Here is a 19,516-nt window from a genome sequence, read left to right as displayed (position 1 = left end):
TTACCTGATGCCCGGGACTATTGCTCCACCAGCCGAAGCGCCAGCCCGGACGCCCGCACCACCTGCTGTTCCACGCTGTCCTGGAATACCTGAGCATCGCCGGTGATCAGGCTGAACCAGTTCCGAGCCCGGGTGATGCCGGTGTAGACCAGCTCCCGGGTAAGTACCGGGCTGAGGCGATCCGGCAGCACCAGGCAGGTGTGGTTGAACTCCGAGCCTTGCGACTTGTGCACGGTCATGGCGTACACCGTCTCCAGTTGTTGCAGGCGGCTGGGGGAAATCCAGCGGATGCCCTCGCTGCCGTCGTTGCTGGGAAAGGCTACCCGGCGTTGTGGCTCTTTATTCGGGGCCGCAGCCGGGTCGGGCCAGTCGAAAGTGATGCCGATATCCCCGTTCATCAGGCCCAGGTTGTAGTCGTTGCCGGTAATCAACACCGGTCGGCCCTGGTACCAGCCCTCGGTGCGTTCAATCAACTTCAGCCGGTTCAGCTCCCCGGCAATCTGCTGATTCAGCCCCTCCACGCCCCAGGGCCCGCGCCTTAGCGCACAGAGTATCTGGAACTCGCCAAAGGCTTCGAGCACGGTTCGGGCCAGAGCGTCCCAGTCACTCAGGGGGCTGGCGTGGGTAAGCTGATGATTGTGCAGCAATTGCAGATAGTGGCCATAACCGACCGGCGGCGGCAGCGGGTCGCCGTTGGCGTTGGTTCTGCCCTGCCCCTGCTGACGGAAAGCCTGGGGGGTGCCGTCGAGAAGGTGCCGGGCGATCAGAGCCCGGGTGGCGTCCGGTTCCGGTTGCGGGGTGAGGCCGTTCAGCCAGATTACGTCGTCGAAAGCGGCGTTGCTGGCCTGCTGCAGAATGGTCGGGTTCAGGGTGTTGGTGTTAACCGCTTCCGCCAGCTGGCGGATGCCGCTGTCGTCGCTGAACCGGTAGCTTTTTCGCAGCATGGCGACGGCCTGATCCAGCACTTGTCCACAGCTATCCACAAGTTGTTCAGGTAGTTGTTCGCCGGTAATCCGGGCCAGCCAGTCGGCGGTGGCCGGTGTGTAATGTGCCCTGGGTGCCCGTTGGCAGAGCTCGCCCAGTACCGCACCAGCATCTACTGAGGCCAGCTGATCCTTGTCGCCCAGCAAAATCAGGTGGGCCCGGGCCGGCAGCGCCGCGAATACCGAGGCCATCAGATCCACATCCACCATAGAGGCTTCGTCGATCACCAGGATATCCACAGGCAGGGGATTATCCTGGTGATGGCGGAACTTGCGGGTATCCGGGCGGCTGCCCAGCAACCGGTGCAGGGTGGTCACCCTGGTGGGAATGTCCTCCAGAGTCACCTGCCCCGGCAATTCGGCCAGGGGCAATTGGCGCACGGCGCCGCCGATGGATTCGTTCAGGCGTGCCGCTGCTTTACCAGTGGGCGCGGCCAGGCGGATGCGGTACTTTCGCCCGGCCCGTTCGGGAATTTCGCCCGCCACCGCCTGCAGCGCCGCCAGCAGATTGACCACGGTGGTGGTCTTGCCGGTGCCTGGCCCGCCGGTGACCACGGCAAAGCGGTTGCGGGCGGCCAGGGCGCAGGCCAGTTTCTGGTAGTTCACGGCATCGGAGGGTCGAAACAATACCTGCAAGGCCCGGGACAAGGTGTTCGCCGCAGAACTGTCAGCGTCTGCCAATGCCGATGGCAGCGACAGGCGCAGGCGAATGCCCTCGGCAATGCCCTGTTCATAACGCCACAGTCGCCGCAGATACAGCCGGTTGCCTTCGAACACCAGCGGTGTCGCTTGGCGGCCGTCACTGACCGCCGATGAGCCTGCCAGTGCCGCCTGGCAATCGGCCAGGGGGATGCGCGCCAGTAAAGCCTGAGGCCGCGCCAGCGGCGCCGGGGCAACCGCCGGGGATTTCGGGGTGTCTTCTGGTGGCAGTGCCAGGGTATTGTCGGCATCGGCCAGTAGCGCAGACAAATCGATACACACGTGGCCCCGCCCGACCTGATGAGACACCAGGGCCGCCAGCAGCAGCACCAGTGGGGCCGTGTGCTCGCCCTGTTGCCAGCACAGATCGCCGATCAGGCGGGCAAAGCCGGTGTCCAGTGGCCGTAACCAGCCAGCGTCTTGCCATTGTTGCAGCAGAGTGGTGGTCTGCTCCGGTGTGGATAAGGCAACGGCATTATCCACAGATAGCGGCGCTTCGTTATCCACAGGTGGGTTATCCCCAAACTCCAGGCCAATCTGTTGTGGATAATCCGGGTTATCCCCAGGGTTCATGCGCTGACCTCCGAATTCAGTGGCTGACCCTCGAACAGGGCGTCCAGTTGTTCCATCAGTCGTCGGGGTGGCTTGTCGGTAAAGGCCCCGGCGCCGGGGCTGTCAACGCCCCGCAGGAACAGGTAGATAGCGCCACCAATGTGGCGGTCGTAGTCATAGTCTGGCAGGCGAGCTTTCAGCAGCCGGTGCAGAGCCAGCAGGTACAGCACGTACTGCAGGTCGTAGCGCTTTTCGAGAATGGCCGTGCCCATGGCCTGGTCGGTGTAGGCACGGTCGTTGTCGCCCAGGGTATTGGATTTGTAGTCGAGCACGTAATACTGCCCCTGGTGTTCGAACACCAGATCGATAAAGCCCTTGAGCATGCCATTGAAACGGTTGGCCCGGGCCTGTGGCCGGTCGGCGCCCTCCAGGGTGTGTGCTCGAACCAGCGAATCGAGTTGCCGTATGTCGACGTTGCGGCTTTCGAACCAGAATTCCAGCTCGGGTTTCAGGCTGGTCAGTTCGGCCAGACTGGCGTGGCGATGGCCGCTGCGGTCGAGCCTCAGGGGCCTGCTGATCAGCGCCAGCAACCAGCGCTGCAGGGGCTCGGCCCAGTCGTCCCAGCCCCGGGTTCGGCAGCGGCGCTGTAACTGTTCAGCCAGCAATTGCGGTTGCTGCTGGATGCGCTGGAAGCCCTGCTGGCAGCACCATTCCAGCAGTTCGTGTAAAAAGGTGCCAGGGTTGGCGCCTTTGGGGAACTGGTGCTGATCCCGGGCCAGCGGGGCCGGTTGGCTGGCGTTGGGGTCTCCGGCGCCTTCCTGGTCGCCGTCGCTGTCCTGGTGGCTTTCCTCCAGCAGGTTCTGGGTCTGGGCGTCTTCCACCTCACCGGAAAAGGTGATGCCGGTACCGGCCATGCCGGTGTATTCAATGGTGGAGTAGCTGGCAATCCACCAGTCTTCTTTTGCGGCGCGCCGGGACACCAGCGCTGGCCCCAGGGCTTGTGGCGCCTGCTCCAGGTAAGGCTCATCGTCGGCGCCCGGCAGTGGCAGCACGGCAATTTCCGGATGCCCCTGGGCGAGGGGTGCCAGGCTCTGGGCGAGGGGTGCCAGGCTCTGGGCGATGGATTGCCCGGTCTCCCCTGCGAGCAGATAGCCCAGCCCGCTGCGGTGCCAGTTGTCCAGGGCGGCAGCCCCCACCCAGGTGGCGAACCGGGCCCGGGTCAGTGCAACATAGAGTTTGCGGATGTCTTCACCCAGGCGTTCGTCGTCGGCTCGAGCGACCTCCTCCGGCTCGGGTTCGAACACCGTTACCAACCGGCCCTGATCGTCGTGGTAACGCACATAGGCCTGTTTTTCGCTTTCGCTGCGATGGGCGGTGCCAAAGGGCAGAAACACCAGCGGGTATTCCAGGCCTTTGGATTTATGCACGGTAATCACTTTCACCAGTCCGGCATCGCTTTCCAGGCGCAGTGTCCGATGTTCGTCTTCCTCGTCGGCGGCCCGCAGAATCTGCGTGAAGTGATGCACCAGGGCGTGCTCACCATCCAGTTGCAGGCTGTCCTGCTGCAGCAGTTCGGCGATGTGCAGAAGGTTGGTGAGCCGCCGTTCGCCGTCGGCCCGCTGCAGTAACTGGCCGGGCACCTCGAAATCCATCAGCAGGCTGCGCAGCATGGGCAGTACGCCACGGCTCTGCCACTGCTGTTGATAACCCAGAAAACGTTCGATTTCCTGCTCGAGGGCCTGTTCATCCGTCAGCAATCTGTCCAGGGCCTGCCAGGACTGGCCCAGGGTCGGAGTCGCCAGGGCAGCCCGGGTCAGGCCCAGTTGCCGGGGTTCAGCACAGGCTTTCAGCCAGCACAGCACCTCTTTCGCCTCCCGGGAGTGCAGCACCGAGTCCCGGTCGGACAGGTACACGCTTTTGATCCGGCGTTGGCCGAGGGCGTTCCGCACCGCCGCTGCTTCGTTGCGATTGTTCACCAGAATGGCGATGTCGGCGGGTTGCAGCGGCTGCAGATCCGCCGGGTTGTCGGGCCGGGCAAAGCCTGCCTCCGCCGCCTGGCCCAGGCGCAGCAGCCGGGCTATCTGGCTGGCACAGCTCTCCGCCACCTCCAGGGTGGCAGTGCCTTTGGCCAGGGCTTTGGGATTACCGGCTTTGTCGGTGTCGTCGGATTGGTGGCACCAGAAGGTCAGGCTGGGTTGGCTCTGGCCCTGCACCACCCATTCCCGTTTGGTGCCGTTGGCGGCCACGCCCTGGAACGGCAAGGGGGTGGTGTCGCCTTTGCCAAACAGAAAGGCGCCGGCGGGGCTGTGCTGGTCGCTGTACTCGAACACCCGGTTGACCGCGCTGACCATGGTCTGGGCCGAGCGGTAGTTGGTGCCCAGAGTCCAGGTACGTTCCTGAACGCCTTCGCGGGCCTGCAGGTAGGTGTAGATATCTGCGCCCCGAAAGCCGTAGATGGCCTGTTTCGGGTCGCCAATCATCAACAGGCAGGTGTCCGGCTGATGCTCGGCCACCCGATAGATGCGGTCGAAAATCCGGTACTGCACCGGGTCGGTGTCCTGGAATTCATCAATCAGCGCCACCGGGAACTGGCGCCGGATGGTGGCCGCCAGTTGCTCGCCCCGGGGGCCCTGCAGGGCATCGTCCAGGCGGGTGAGCAGGTCATCAAAACCCATTTCCGAGCGTTGCTGTTTTTCGGCTTCCAGGCGCCGGGCAATCCAGTGGCTGGCGTGCCGCAGAATATCGACTTTGGCGCTGGGCGGTTGCTGGCCAAACGCCAGCAAGTCGCGAACGGCGTCAAAGGCCGGGTGTTCCGGTGCCGGGTCTTCGCCTTTCAACACGGCTTGCAGGCCTTCGGGGGTCTGGTTGCGATAGCCGGCGGCGCTGTCCAGTTTTTCCGGTAACAGCTCATCCGATTGCGCCCAGGCCAGCAGGAATTCCCACACCTTGAGCATGGCGTTGCGGCTGGCACCGTGCAGTCGCTTGCTTTTGTTCAGGCCCGCCAGCAGGTCGGCAACTTCCGGTTGCCAGCTGGCCCAGGGGTGGGCTTTCAACGCTTCGATGGTTTCCCGTCGCTGGCCCACCACCTGCTCAATGGCCTGCTGTACATCGTCTGGGGCCGGGCCCAGGGCGGCCGGGTCCTCAATCAGGTTACGTGTCGCCTGGCGCAGATTGGCCGGTGTCTTCCAGTGATCCAGCACTTCTTCCATCAGCGCCGCGGGTAGCGGATACACAAAGGTGCGCCAGTAATCCCGGGCCACTTGCTCCAGCAGTTCGCTCTGGTCGGTTTCCAGGGTGAGCTTGAACAGGCTGCCGCTGTCGAAGGCGTGTTCACTGAGCATCCGGTGGCACCAGCCATGGATGGTGGACACCGCCGCTTCGTCCATCCATTCGGCGGCCAGCAGCAGTTTTTTCCGGCATTCCGGCCAGCTTGCCGGGTCGGGATAGCTGTCATCCCGCAGCTTGTGGATAAGTGCCGTTTCGGCGCTCGGTTGCAGCGTATCGGCCTGCTCCGAGAACACCTCGGCGGCCTGGGTCAGCCGGGTGCGGATGCGATCACGCAGTTCCTTGGTGGCGGCGTCGGTGAAGGTGACCACCAGCAGGTTCGGCGGCAACAGGTTCTGCAGCGGGCTGTCATTGGTCTGGCCATGGCCCAAAATCAGGCGCACATACAGAATGGCAATGGTGAAGGTTTTGCCGGTACCGGCACTGGCCTCAATCAGCGCGCTGCCTTTCAGCGGCAGCGTCAGCGGGTCGAGTGCGGGGTTGCGATTAGTCATGCTCGGCTTCCCATAAAGGCAGGTACAGTTGATTCAGCAGGGCCTCAAATTCGCCGCTGGCGAACAGCGCGTTAACGTCTTCAAAACTGCGGCCCAGGTAGCCGGTATCCCGTTCCAAGGCGTTCTGGTACGCCTGTTCGGCCTCGCTGTTGGCCCGTTCGTGATCCCCCTGGTACTTTTTGCCGCCGTAGAAACTGGTAATCCAGGCAAATCCGGCCTCGCAGTGCAGCGGCAGCGCCCGGGTGGTGGCGTCCAGCCAGGCTTCCAGAATGGCCTCGAAATGGTGCCGGGCCTGCTCCGGAGCCATGATGGGGAAGCGGAATTTGCGGTCTTCTTCCTTGCCCAGAATCAGGGTTTCAAAGGGTTGCCCGCCAAGTTGCCCGGCCAGGTGAATCACCCAGTCCCGCAACAGGTTGGCGTAGCGGACTTTCTTGCCATGGCCAGAGCTGCTCAGCAGGCCCGAGTTGGCGACCACCAGCCGACACTGCTGGCCGCTGGCGTTGCGGCGCAGGTTGTCGATCAGATCCACCACCTCCAGGTGCCCGGTGCTGTTTTGAAACCGGTATTCGAAGGCCTGGGGTTCTTCCAGGGCTTCGGGCCACTGGGCCAGCGCCTCCCGATAGCGGGAAAACAGATCCGGCATGCGCCCGGCCAATTCCGCCCGCAACCGATGTTCGGTCACGCCCATGCCCAGATCACCCCGGCGGGCCATGCGATCCAGGGTAGTTGCCAGGCGATCCTGCAATTCCTCGTCGCTGGCGGCCTTGAGCACTGCCTGGCTTACCAGTTCATTGTCCAGGCGCCAGCGATCCAGCCCGGTCAGCTCGAAGTTCTCGGTGTCGGTGTCTTCGTCGTCCACCTCGTCAAACCGCACCTGCAAACGCCGCTGATAAAAACTGTCGATGGGCTTTTTCAGGAATCCGGCCAAATCGTTCAGGCTGATCGGCTCTTCCAAAGGCTGGAAGGGCAGCGGAGCTTGACCCTGCTCGCCCGCTTCTGCGCCATGGGCGCTGCGCCATTCCCGCTCGTAGGTGAACAGGCGCCGTGCCTGCAGGATGTCTGCCAGCGGCCGGGGTTGCTGTTCGTCGCCCTCGCCCTGGCCATTCGCCAGGGGAAAATAGTCCCGGCTGAAGGGCTGCAGCGGGTGTCGGGTGGTCAGTGCCCGGGTGCAGGGAACATCGGCCTGCCTCGTCACCTGCCACAGGCTGTCCAGGTGATCCTGCAACTGGCCGATCAATACCGAGGGTGGCCGCTCGGAATCGTCCCGGATGCTGCGCCCCACCCAGCTGATGTAGAGCTGCTCCCGGGCCGATAGTATGGCTTCTAGGAACAGGTAGCGGTCGTCTTCCCGCCGAGAGCGGTCGCCGGGCCGGTAATCCTGGGCCATCAGGTCGAAATCCACCGGTGGCCGGGAGCGGGGGTAATCCCCGTCGTTCATGCCCAACAGACAGACCCGGCGAAACGGAATGGCGCGCATCGGCATCAGGGTGGCGAAATTCACCTTGCCAGCCAGAAAACGCTGGTTCAGGCCGCCTTCATCCAGCCCCTGCAACAGCACATCCCGGACGATGTTCAGCGGCAGGGGTTGCTCTGCCAGCCCCGCCGCCTGCGCGTCGTCGAGCCATTGTTCCAGCTGGCGGCGGAACCGGTTGAGCAGCAACAGGTCGGTGCCGGTCACCCGGTGGAAAAACTGCGCCAGCATATCGGAAAACAGGGCTTCCCAGTGTTCCGGGCTGCGGCTGGTTTGCAAAGCCTGCCAGAGTGTCTCCAACTGATGCACGAAATCTGCCAGTTTGCCCGCCAGGCTGGCCTGCAAGCCGCCAATTTCACCGTAGGGTTCCACCTCCGCCCAGGCTTCATCTTCCCCCATGCTGTAACCCAGCAGCATGGCCTGTAATCCCGCCTGCCAGGTATTGCGTTCCAGCGCCGCCGGTAAATCCAGGCTTTGCCGGTGCGCACCGTGCAGGCCCCAGCGGATGTTGGCGCCCTCCACCCACTGCCGGGCCAGGGGAATGTCGTCTTCGGCAATGTCAAAGCGTGCCCGCACACCGGGGACTTCCAGCAGGCTGAGGATTTCGCTCACCCCGAATCGGCTGCGGGGCAGCGACATCAGGGTTTCCAGGGCAATCAGCACGGGTTCATGGTGGCGCTGGCCCTGATCGGAGATGGTGAACGGAATATGCCGCTTGCGGCCTGCTTCGTAGCGGCCAAACACCGCCTGAATGTGGGGCGCATACACATTAATGTCGGGCACCATCACCATCACGTCCCGGGGCCGCAGGGTCGGGTCGGCATTGAAGGCGGCCAGCAGCTGGTCGTGCAGGATTTCCACCTCGCGCTGGGCGCTGTGGGCGCTGTGGAATACTAGGGAGTGATCCTGTGCCGGATCGACCAGGCGCTGTTGTTTTCGAATTTCCAGCAGCGGCGTCAGGTTGTGGATATCGTTCTGTAACTGATGCAGCAGTTGCGGGGCCTCGGCATCGCCATGGTCAGAGAAAATATCGATTTTCTGCCCCGAGGTCTGAAAACGGGCCTGGTAATCCTCGGGGTTATCGAATTCATCCAGCAACCGGATGTAATCCCGGCCCTGCTTGCCCCAGGCGGCCAGCAGCGGGTTGGCGTGCTGGTGCAGGTGGTCGTCGTCCAGCCCGCTCAGCAGCGGATGCGCCTTGCCCCGTTTGCGCTCGGCGGTCAGCAGTTCCCGGTCGCTGATGATGTCGGCCCAGTAGAACTGGCAGGGGTTGTGAACGCAGAGCACCACCTGGCTGAACCGGCTGAGCACATACAGGGCTTCCAGTGCCTGGCGCGGCAAGGATGAGACCCCGAACACCACAATCCGCGGCGGCAGCCGGGCCGGGTTGGCCGGGGCGGCCAGGTGCTGGCCCTGCTCCATGAAGCGGGTGTGAATCTGTGATCGGCTGGTGTGTGCCTGGGTATCGACATCCGCCACCAGCGCCCGCCATAACAGTGGTTGCCAGAGGGTTTCGGCTGACAGCGGCTTTTCTTCGCCCCGGGCGGTGGTCAGGGTATTACGCCCGGCTTCCCAGGCCGCCAGCCAGTCGGCCCGGAACACCTGATACTGGTCGAACAGATCGGCGATTTTCTCCGCCAGCTGGAAGTTGCGAAGCTCGGTGTCTGTGCCCTCCAGAAACCGTGCCAGGGGGGCAAAGGCGTCGTCCTGCCCCACCAGTTTTGGCAGCATCCGGTACAGCCGCCACACCAGCTGGTGCTTGTCGAACGGTGACTGCTCCGGCACTTCACCCTCGGGCAGCACCGCCCGGTAGGCCTGCCAGATAAAGCGCGCCGGGAACAGGAAATCCATACCGGCGGCAATGCCCAGCCCCCCGGCGCTGTGTTCATCACCCGGGCTTTCAGCCAGTGCCAGCTTCAGCCATTGGGCAATGCCGTTACTCTGCACCAGAAAGGTCTCGCTTTGCAGCGGCGGCATGGGGTTCTGCCGGCACAGGTAGACCACGGCGCGGCGCAGGTCTTCCAGATGGTTGGCGTGAATGGCATGAAAGCCGGGTGCAATGGCAGAGGGCGCGGCCATGAGGTTCCTTGTCTGCAGTCGGTCGAAGCGGATTACCACCGGCTATTGTATAGGAGGCCTGTGGCGGTTGGGCAAATCAACCTAACCGGGTCTGACGACAGGAAGGGTCGCTGATGTGGAATTTCGAGTCAGTCTCCGACAGCCGCCTGCTCAGGGGTTCAGTGCCACCGCCAACAACAGTTGACGGATCATTGCCTTGCTGGCCGGGTCGTTGCAGGAAATATCTTCAACATGCAACTGCCGGGCTCTCAGCAGTCGGGCCAGGCTGTCGATATCTATACCGATAGTCAGCCGTGCAGGATGTGGCTGCGGCGTTTGTGGAGTGCCTGCCAGCCTTTGGGCGGCGTGGGTGTCCGGGCAGTGGAAGAGCATTCCCATAGTTCCTCCTGGCGATTAGTGAACCATCATGGGCGCTGGCCCGGTTGGCCAGAGCAGGCGTCGGGGGCGCGCACGCCGGGCCGCTCTGGTGTCATCGCTGAATGGAAATTCGGGCCAATTCAGATACTGGGCAAAGAACCCGGGGTGGCGAGACCTGTCCAGCAGAATTTCGATGCATTGGTCGGTGTTGTAACCACCGCTGGGGCTGTACTGGCCCGGCTCGACAGACTGCAGGCTGTCCAGGGCCCGCAGCAAAACCTCGTCGGCGGCGGCCAGATCGTGGTTATCCCGAAGCGCCCGGCACAGCAGAATGGCAGACAGGGTTAATTCAACATGCATGGTGTTCGGATGGCGGCTGCGGGCCAGGCAGGCCAGATCAAAGGCGCTGCCGGTTACCATGATGACTTTCTCCGTGTCACGGTTTTCGCAGAAAGTGAAGGCATTTTCCATCCAGAACATCCACAGGTCGTTTTGTTCTTTCAGGGACAGGTTGGCGAACATCCGGCGATGACGTGGGCACAGAAATTTCATGGCTTCCTCCTTGTCTTGATGCAAATGATAATAGTTATCATTGAAGGGCTTGGCAAGGTCAACCTGAAAATTTGTTGACTGACGGGCTGTGAACGGCGCGGCGACACAGCAGAGCGTGCCGCCTGACAATGGCGCGCAACTGGGCTTCGGACTATGCTTTCAGAGAAGAATCTAGAGAGAATTTTAGAGAGGAATCTGAAGTGCCCGCCTGCCCGTAAAGTTTTAGGTAGCGAACAACATCGGGGGCCACTATGTGCTACCGAACCACATTCAAAACGCGACTGTTGCTGCTGGCCCTGGGCACCGCCCTGGCCTTGCTGTTTCTTCCGCCCGCACCGGCCACCGCCAGTGACAAGGACGCGCAGATTCGCGACACTATCCTGCGCCAGATAGAAGCCTTTGCGAACGACGACCGGGAACTGGCCTGGGCAGAGGCGTCCATCGGCATCAAGCGGCGTTTCAAATCGGCTCAGGTGTTTGTCGATATGGTGCGCCAGGCGTATCCGGCGGTGCACCAAGCCACCGCCATTGAATTTACCGAGAGGGTGCCGCACGGCGTGTTCGAGATACAGGCGGTGAAATTGCGCGGGCCAGATGGCAAACGCTGGCAGGCCTATTACCGCATGGTGCTGATCGAAGGCGACTGGAAAATTGCCGGGGTGCGGGTGCATCCGGCGGCCCCGGGAATCTGAAAGCCCTGTGAATGGATAAACGACCGGCAACGGCAGACCTGCAAGACCCGTTGTACTACCTGAAAAACATGCAAACCCTGGTGGACTGGGTGCTGACCCACCACCGGGATTTGCTGACCCGGCAGGAACAGGCCAGGCTGGCGGGTTTCTCGACCGTGTCGGTGCCCGCCCGGGCGCTGTTAACCCGGCTGGTGATGCGCACCGGCGAGCTGTTTCGCACCGATAAACTCCGGTACCCGGAATTGGGCGGCCCGGAATCCGAGGCACTGGCCGATTTGTTGGCAGAAGGCTGGCTTGAGGCATCTCCCAAGCTGTCTCTGGACGATCTATTCCGACTGTTCACCCTGGCGGAATTGCGCCAGGGCCTGGCGCCAGTTCTGCAACAGGCGGGGCTGGCCGCCAGCCTGCCCAAAGGCCGGTTGCTTGAAGGCCTCCAGCCTCTCTACCCAAAGGCTCAACCCCTTGAGCAATGGCTGGCCCGGCCCAAGGCGAAGGTGGTGCAGTTGCAGGGCATGGCTTTGTTCGACCGGGTAAGGTTGATGTTCTTCGGCAACCTGCGCCAAAACTGGAGCGACTTTGTACTGGTGGAACTGGGCCTGCAACGGTTTGAACCGGTGCCCTTCACTCCCGATGCCCGGGCCTTTCAGTGCCGGGAGCAGGTCGACTGCTATCTGCAGATGCACCATTGCCGAGAATGGCTGGATGCCGGTGCAACCCCACGCGAAGTCTGGCAGGCCGTGCCCGGCCCTGTGGATAACCCCTGGCTGAGCAGTCGGCGTGACCGCTTGTTACTGGAACTGGGCCGCCAGGCCGATCGCCAGGGCGACCCGGAACTGGCGTTGCAAGCCTGGGCCGCCAGTGGCCACCGCCAGGCGATGCTCAAGCGCCTGCGATTGCTGGAACGGTTGAAACGATATCCACAGGCCTGGCAACTGGCCTGCCAATGGCAAACCGGAGAGTTGAGCGACGCCGAGGCCCAGGGCCTGGCCCGGGTATTGAAACGGCTGGCCCCGAAAGTGGGCGCCGAGCGGCCCCGGCCTGTGGATAACCTGCCATTAAGAGAACACCACCTGAATCTACCAAAACCGACCATGGGCAGCGTCGAGTTGGCGGCCCTCAACGCCCTAACAAGCGGGGAAGCACCGGTGTTCTATGTGGAGAACACCCTGATCAACGGCCTGTTCGGCCTGCTGTGCTGGCCGGTGATTTTTCAGCCGATGCCGGGGGCCTTTTTCCATCCGTTCCACACCGGGCCCGCAGATCTCACCCGAGAGGATTTCGTCAGCCGTCGGCAATCGGCCTTCGAGGCCCGCCTTACCCTGTTGCAAACCGGCGACCATCACCAGCCGATACTCGATACCTTTCGGGCAAAACAGGGAATCGCCAACCCGTTTGTGGTCTGGTCGGTACTGAACGAGCCCTTGCTGCAGCTGGCTTTGGCCTGCATTCCGGCAAACCACCTTGAATGCCTCTTTCGCAGGCTGCTCCAGAACATCAAAGAGCATCGCAGCGGCTTTCCCGATCTGATCCGCTTTCTGCCAACGGCGGAAAACCCCGAACGGCGTTATGAAATGATTGAAGTAAAAGGCCCGGGCGACCGATTGCAGGATCACCAGATCCGCTGGCTGACCTTCTTTGCCAAGCAAGGTATACCCGCCAGCGTGTGTTATCTGCGCTGGCAAGAGGGCGCAGGCGTGGCCGAATGAAGGTGGCGGTACGTACCCTGTGCGAGTTCGCCGCCCGCGCCGGTGACCTGGATTTCCGCTACACCCCGGCACCCAGTGCTGAGGAAGGCATTGCCGGTCACCAGGCGTTGCAGGCCCGGCGTGGCTACGGCTACAAAAGCGAGTATTCACTGACCGGGAGTTGCCTGGGATTAGAGCTTTCCGGTAGAGCGGATGGCTACCATCCTTATAAAAACCGGCTGGAAGAGATCAAGACACACCGGGGCGATGTGTCCCGCATTCGGCCCCATCAGCGGGCCCTGCATCTGGCCCAGTTACGGGCCTATGGAGCTTTGTTGTGCCGCCAGGAAAAACGCAAGAAGCTGGAACTGGCACTGGTGTACTACGACGCCAGCCGGGATAAAGAAACCACCTTCACTGAAACTGCCAGCGCCGATGAACTCTGGCAGGGCCTGGAAAAGCTCTGCCAGAGTTACCGGGCCTGGGCCGAGCAGGAGGAACACCATCGGGAACAGCGCAACGCCTTGCTGGCCAACCTGTGCTTTCCCTTCCCGGATTTTCGGCCCCGGCAGCGCCACCTGGCGGAAACGGTGTATAAAAACGCAGTCCGGGGCGGCACCCTGTTGCTGGAAGCACCCACCGGCCTGGGCAAGACCCTGGGCACCTTGTTTCCGGCGCTGATGGCCCTGCCCGCCGCCCGGCAGGACCGGCTGTTCTACCTGACCTGCCGCAACACCGCCCGGCAGCTGGCGCTGGAGGCTGTGGATAAGTTGCGTCAGGCCCAGGATGAGTTGCAGGCCTTTCCCTTGCGTACCCTCGAACTGGTGGCCAAAGACGATGCCTGTGAACACCCGGACAAAGCCTGCCACGGCGAGTCCTGCCCGCTGGCGAAAGGGTTTTTCGACCGCCTGCCGGATGCCCGGGCCGAGGCGGTGCAGAGCAAAGAACCGTTAAATCAGCAGAATTTGGCGACAATCGCGGCAGGTCACGACATATGTCCCTACTTTCTGGCCCAGGAAATGGCCCGTTGGAGTGACTTGGTGGTGGGCGACGTCAACCGCCTGTTTGATCAATCTGCGTTGCTCCACGGCCTGATCCGTCAGAACAACTGGCAGGCCAGCGTGCTGGTGGACGAAGCTCACAACCTGGTGGATCGTGCCCGGGGCATGTACTCGGTGCAGTTGGAACAACAGCGGTTATTGAAACTGAAGAAGACCGCCCCGAAACCGGTAAAAGCAGCTCTGGACCGCACTGCCCGGGCCTGGCAGGCGCTGATTCGGGACCATGGCGAACAGGCGCAGCCGGTGTTCCTGGCCACCCTGCCGGCGCAATTGCTGGGCGCGTTGCAGGCCATGGTGTCGGTGATTACCGATTACCTGGCCGACAACCCGCCAGACCTCGCCCTGCAGGAAGTCTTGTTCGAAAGCGTGGCCTTTATGAAATTGGCGGACGGCTTTGGCGATCATTCCCTGTGCGAATTCCAGCGCAGCGGCCGAGGCCGGGCCAGCCTGACCCTCCAGAACCTGATCCCGGCGGATTTCCTCACCGAGCGCTTCAGGGCCGCCCACTCGGTGCTGTTGTTTTCCGCCACCCTCAGCCCCGGCGTTTATTACCGGGACTTGCTTGGTTTGCCGGAAGACACCCGCTTCACCTCCCTGCCCAGCCCGTTCAGCGCGGAGCAACTGAAGGTTGAATTCACGCCCGGCATCAGCACCCGGCAGGTGCATCGTGAAGCCAGCCTGCACCCCATCGCCGAACTGATCGCCAAACAGTACCGGGAACGGCCCGGCCATTACCTGGCGTTCTTCAGCAGCTTCAAATACGCCAAAGAAGTGAGCGATACGCTGGCAGAACAGGCACCGGACATCCCCCAACGTTCGCAAAAGCCGGGCATGAGCCCGGAGCAGCGCCGGCAGTTCCTGGCAGAATTCCAGAAACCGGAAGGCTCAGTTGCCTTCGCAGTACTCGGCGGCGTGTTCAGTGAGGGTATCGACCTGCCCGGCGACCAGCTGATCGGCGCCTTCGTGGCCACCCTGGGCCTGCCACCGTTTGATGCCTGGCATGAAATCCTCAAAGAGCGCCTGCAACAACGATTTGGCGAAGGCTATAACTACACCTACCTGATCCCCGGCCTGCAGAAAGTGGCCCAGGCCGCCGGCCGGGTGATCCGCACCCCGGACGACCGGGGCGTAATCTGGCTGATTGATGACCGTTTTCTGCAATCTGGCGTTAACCGCCTGCTCCCTCGCTGGTGGTTTTCCGACAGCCACTGATCGCCTGCCCTGAGCCCCCTGCTGTGGCGGCATTTTGTCGCAGCCATTGGTACAGCCATTGGTAGTAGCGGGATGCCGCTATGGCTATATTCGGTCGCAAGCTTAGAATGCGCGCCATCATCACATCATTCCGCCCGTTTCAAGGACACCCATTGCAAATGAACAATACTGACCTGGTTTTTCAGAGTTATGGTCGATGCTGCCGCAAAGATGAATTCTTCGTGGATTTCTACGACTTCTTCATGTCCAGTTCTGACGCCATTCGCAACCGCTTTGTCGACACCGACATGGCCGCCCAGCGCCACCTGCTTCGCAACGGTGTAATGCAGATCATCCTGGTGGCCCGGGGTATGTCTGATCGCAAGCTGCGGGACCTGGGCGAAAGCCATAACCGCCACAACTACGACATCAAACCGGAATGGTACGACCTGTGGGAGCAATCCCTGCTGAAAACCGTGCGGGCCCACGACCCGGAGTGGACGCCGGAGCTACAGCAGGCCTGGCGTGAAGTACTTAAGCCGGGTATCGAGCTGATCCGCGGCGTATACTGAGTTAGTGGCAAGCTGACGGGCGGGATAGATTGGAAGCTATCTTGATCCCCGTCAGCCTAAACGTCACACTTCTGCTCTACACTTCCCTTGTCAAACATCTTCTTCCCCTCAAGGACGACACATGGCCGATAGCAGCGCCAAAACCGCATCCAAACTTCTTCTTGTTGTGCTGATTGTGGCATTGATTGCCGTTGCCGCCTGGTATCTGATGCCGAAGGGCGATGAGCTGCCAGAGCATATTGGCTCCGGTAACGGCCGTATTGAAGCCACCGAAGTCGACATTGCCACCCGAATACCCGGGCGCCTGGAATCCTTCGAAGTCCGCGAGGGAGACATGGTTGAAGCCGGCATGTTGCTGGCTGTGATGGATACCGACGAACTTGAGGCCAGCCTGGCAGCGGCGCAAGCCAGTTTGCACCAGGCCGAGCAGAGCCGGAGACTGGCCGAGGCCGTGGTGGCCCAACGGGAAAGCGAGCGTCGGTATGCCCAAGCCGAACTGGCCCGTATTGAATCGCTGGCCGATCGGGGCCATGCCTCTCAGGAGCAGTTGGACCGCGCCCGTACCGCGGCGGAAACCGCCGAGGCGGCATTGCAGGCCGCCAGAGTGCAAGTGGCGTCTGCCGATGCCAGTATCGAAGCCGCCAAAGCCAGTGTCCGCCGTATCCAGACCAATATTGATGACAGTCAGTTGACCACGCCGGTGGGTGGGCGGGTTCTGTATCGGCTGGCGGAGCCGGGAGAAGTGCTGGCCGCCGGTGGCAAAGTGGCCACCGTGCTGGATGTCACCGACGTATATATGACCATCTTCCTGCCCACAGCCCAGGCGGGCAAAGTCCGGGTTGGCTCTGAAGCCCGGATCGTTCTTGATGCCCTGCCGGACTATGTGGTGCCAGCGGAAGTCAGCTTCGTCGCCGCCGAAGCCCAGTTCACGCCGAAGTCTGTGGAAACCCGCAGCGAGCGGGAGAAGCTGATGTTCCGGGTTCGTATCCGGATTGATCCGGAGTTGCTCAAAGCCTATCGGGACCGGGTGAAAACCGGCGTACCCGGCGAAGCCTCCGTTCGACTGGATGAGGGCCAGCCCTGGCCCGAGAGCTTGAAAGTGGCTTTGCCCAATGACTGAGACCGTGGCCCGGCTGGAGGGAGTCAGCCATCGCTACGGGGAAACCGATGCGCTGTCTGATATCACCCTGGCGTTTCCGTCTGGCTGCATGGTTGGGCTGATCGGCCCGGACGGGGTGGGCAAATCCACACTGTTGGGCCTGCTTGCCGGTGCCCGTGAGTTGCAGGCCGGCGAGTTGCAGGTGCTTGGCGGCGATATGCGCAGCCAGCGGTTTCGTAACCGGGTCGCCCCCCGCATTGCCTATATGCCCCAGGGCCTGGGCGGTAATCTCTACCATACGCTGACGGTGGACGAGAACATCGCCTTCTTCGCCGATCTGTTTGGTTTGCGAGGCCCCACCAGGAAGGATCAGATTGACCGGTTGCTGGAAGCCACTGGCTTGTTGCGCTTCCGGGATCGTCCCGCCGGCAAGCTGTCCGGCGGTATGAAACAGAAGCTGGGGCTGTGCTGTGCCCTTATCCACAGCCCCGATCTGCTGATTCTGGATGAACCCACCACCGGCGTGGACCCGCTCTCCCGCAGGCGTTTCTGGGACCTGATCGATACCATTCGCCGGCAACGCAGCGGTATGAGCGTGTTGGTGGCCACGGCCTATATGGAAGAAGCCGAGCGTTACGACTGGCTGGTGGCCATGGACGAGGGCAAGGTACTGGCCACAGGCTCACCGGCAGAACTCCGTGAGCAGACCAATACCGAGACGCTGGACGATGCCTTCATCGCACTGTTACCCGAAAACCGACAGGAGCAGGAAAGCGGCGATACAGCCAATGCTGCGCAGCGAGAGCCAATCGGGGAAAACCAGACGCCGGCCATTGAGGCTGAGCATCTGACCCTGCGGTTTGGCAGCTTTACGGCGGTTCGTAACGTCAGCTTTTCCATCCCGAAAGGCGAGATCTTCGGTTTTCTGGGATCCAACGGTTGTGGCAAGACCACCACCATGAAAATGCTCACCGGGTTGCTGACCCCAACAGAAGGCGAAGTCCGGCTGTTCGGTGAACCACTGGATGCCAAAGACCTGGCTACCCGGCAGAAGGTGGGCTACATGTCCCAGGCCTTTTCGCTCTATGGCGAACTCACCGTGCGCCAGAATCTGGATCTGCATGCCCGGCTGTTTCACCTGCCGGACACCAGAATACCGGAGCGTATTTCGGTGCTGGTTCGGGAGTTCGGTCTTGAAGATGTACTGGACCAGCGAGCAGGCGCCCTGCCACTTGGGGTTCGCCAGCGGCTGTCCCTGGCCGTGGCCGTGGTGCACGAGCCCGAATTGCTGATCCTGGATGAACCTACCTCAGGCGTCGACCCGGCGGCCCGCAACCGGTTCTGGCAATTGTTGATGCGCCTGTCCCGGGAAGATGGCGTGACCATTTTTATCTCCACCCATTTCATGAACGAGGGTGAGCGCTGCGACCGGATTTCGCTCATGCACGCGGGCGAAGTATTGGCTTGCGATACGCCCGATCGACTGGTTGAAGCCTCCGGCACCGACAGCCTGGAAGGCGCGTTCATGAAAACCCTGGAAGCGGTGGATAAAGAGCCGGAGACCGGCGCCGACCAACTGGCTCTGGAGCCCGCCAGCCATGGTGACCGGCCGACCGTGTTCAGTCCCCGGCGCTTGCTTGCTTACGCCACCCGGGAAGCGAGGGAACTGTTGCGGGACCCCATTCGAATGGCCTTCGCCTTTATCGGTTCTGCGTTGTTGATGCTGATCCTGGGTTACGGCATTACCCTGGATGTCGAAGACCTGTCGTTCGCCGTGCTGGATCGGGACCAGACACCCCAGAGCCGGGATTACATTGCGGCGGTGTCCGGCTCCCGGTATTTCCTGCAACAACCGGAGTTGCAGAATATCCAGGAGCTGGAACAACGCATGCGCTCCGGCGAGCTGAGCCTGGCGATCGAGATTCCTCCAGGCTTTGGCAAAGACCTGAAACGGGGACGACCGACGGAAATGGCGGTTTGGGTGGATGGTGCCATGCCCTTCCGGGGCGAGACCATCCTGGGTTACGTTGAAGGCATGCACATCAGTTACCTGACGGAGCTGGCCCAGCGCACTCTTGGCGTGGTACCCACGCTGACACTGGTCACACTGGAGGATCGGTATCGCTACAACCAGGGCTTCCGGAGCCTGGATGCGATGGTGCCAGCGGTTATCCCCATTCTGCTGATCTTCATCCCCGCCATTCTGATGGCCCTGGGCATCGTTCGGGAAAAGGAACTGGGCTCCATCACCAACCTGTACGTCACTCCGGTTACCCGTGTGGAATTCTTGCTGGGCAAACAGTTGCCTTACATCGCGTTCAGCATGATCAGCTACGTGAGCCTGGTCTTGCTGGCGGTGTACGTGTTTGATGTCGCGATCAAAGGCAGCCTGCTGACGCTCACCTTCGGCGCCCTGCTCTTTGTGACCGCCACCACGGCCCTCGGTCAGGTAATGTCGACCTTTGCCTCGACCCAGATTGCCGCCCTGGCGGCCACTGCGATTCTCACCATACTGCCGACCGTACAGTTTTCCGGCCTGACCGAACCGGTGTCGTCCCTGAGCGGTGCAGGCGCGTTGATCGGTCCGCTCTGGCCGGCGACCTGGTTCCTGCAGATCAGCCGTGGCGTGTTTACCAAAGGCCTGTCGCTGGCGGATATGCAGGGCGCGTTCCTGGCCCTGGCGGCGTTCGTTCCGGTGCTGACCGTAATGGCGGTGGCGCTGCTCAGAAAACAGGGGCGCTGAC

11 protein-coding genes are annotated in these 19,516 nt (G+C 62.1%); 6 read left to right on the top strand and 5 right to left on the bottom strand.

Going from position 1 to position 19,516, the window contains the following annotated elements; genetic code table 11:
* Positions 1 to 17 precede the first annotated feature (17 nt).
* The 5 genes from recD to C7H09_RS02750 form a co-directional block, all read right to left on the bottom strand.
* Positions 18 to 2,255, bottom strand: coding sequence for an exodeoxyribonuclease V subunit alpha (gene recD / locus C7H09_RS02770; protein WP_106761106.1), 2,238 nt, complete (start codon positions 2,253 to 2,255; stop codon positions 18 to 20).
* Positions 2,252 to 6,013 carry an exodeoxyribonuclease V subunit beta gene (recB, locus tag C7H09_RS02765; protein WP_106761105.1) on the bottom strand — a complete coding sequence of 1,254 codons (3,762 nt, stop codon included), beginning with the start codon at positions 6,011 to 6,013 and terminating at the stop codon, positions 2,252 to 2,254. Before recB ends, recD begins: the two co-directional genes overlap by 4 nt.
* Positions 6,006 to 9,563 carry an exodeoxyribonuclease V subunit gamma gene (gene recC / locus C7H09_RS02760; RefSeq protein ID WP_106761104.1) on the bottom strand — a complete coding sequence of 1,186 codons (3,558 nt, stop codon included), beginning with the start codon at positions 9,561 to 9,563 and terminating at the stop codon, positions 6,006 to 6,008. The genes recB and recC overlap by 8 nt, the downstream gene beginning before the upstream one ends.
* Positions 9,564 to 9,713: 150 nt before the next feature.
* Entirely contained in the window at positions 9,714 to 9,941 is a 228-nt protein-coding gene (locus C7H09_RS02755; RefSeq protein WP_106761103.1) for a hypothetical protein, read from the bottom strand.
* A 15-nt stretch (positions 9,942 to 9,956) separates the two neighbouring features.
* Positions 9,957 to 10,472 (bottom strand): hypothetical protein, encoded by a 516-nt coding sequence (locus C7H09_RS02750; RefSeq protein ID WP_206074251.1) that lies wholly within the window; start codon positions 10,470 to 10,472, stop codon positions 9,957 to 9,959.
* Positions 10,473 to 10,723: 251 nt separating this feature from the next.
* Here C7H09_RS02750 and C7H09_RS02745 point away from each other — a divergent pair, with 251 nt between their 5' ends.
* From C7H09_RS02745 to rbbA, 6 genes are all read left to right on the top strand, one after another.
* Positions 10,724 to 11,164 carry a DUF4864 domain-containing protein gene (locus tag C7H09_RS02745; protein ID WP_106761102.1) on the top strand — a complete coding sequence of 147 codons (441 nt, stop codon included), beginning with the start codon at positions 10,724 to 10,726 and terminating at the stop codon, positions 11,162 to 11,164.
* Between the two features lie 11 nt (positions 11,165 to 11,175).
* Complete coding sequence (locus tag C7H09_RS02740) at positions 11,176 to 12,870, top strand: VRR-NUC domain-containing protein (RefSeq protein WP_106761101.1); 1,695 nt, start codon at positions 11,176 to 11,178, stop codon at positions 12,868 to 12,870.
* On the top strand, positions 12,867 to 15,122 hold the full coding sequence (locus tag C7H09_RS02735) for an ATP-dependent DNA helicase (protein ID WP_106761100.1): 2,256 nt from the start codon (positions 12,867 to 12,869) through the stop codon (positions 15,120 to 15,122). Before C7H09_RS02740 ends, C7H09_RS02735 begins: the two co-directional genes overlap by 4 nt.
* 158 nt (positions 15,123 to 15,280) lie before the next feature.
* Complete coding sequence (locus C7H09_RS02730) at positions 15,281 to 15,673, top strand: globin domain-containing protein (protein ID WP_106761099.1); 393 nt, start codon at positions 15,281 to 15,283, stop codon at positions 15,671 to 15,673.
* Positions 15,674 to 15,794: 121 nt separating this feature from the next.
* Positions 15,795 to 16,793: an HlyD family secretion protein gene (locus C7H09_RS02725; protein WP_106761098.1), complete on the top strand. Its 999-nt coding sequence runs from the start codon at positions 15,795 to 15,797 to the stop codon at positions 16,791 to 16,793.
* Positions 16,786 to 19,515 (top strand): ribosome-associated ATPase/putative transporter RbbA, encoded by a 2,730-nt coding sequence (gene rbbA, locus C7H09_RS02720; RefSeq protein WP_106761097.1) that lies wholly within the window; start codon positions 16,786 to 16,788, stop codon positions 19,513 to 19,515. The genes C7H09_RS02725 and rbbA overlap by 8 nt, the downstream gene beginning before the upstream one ends.
* Position 19,516: the final 1 nt, after the last annotated feature.

Source organism: Marinobacter fuscus, assembly GCF_003007675.1.
Lineage (GTDB): Bacteria > Pseudomonadota > Gammaproteobacteria > Pseudomonadales > Oleiphilaceae > Marinobacter > Marinobacter fuscus.
This window is presented reverse-complemented; position numbering and strand designations above follow the sequence as displayed.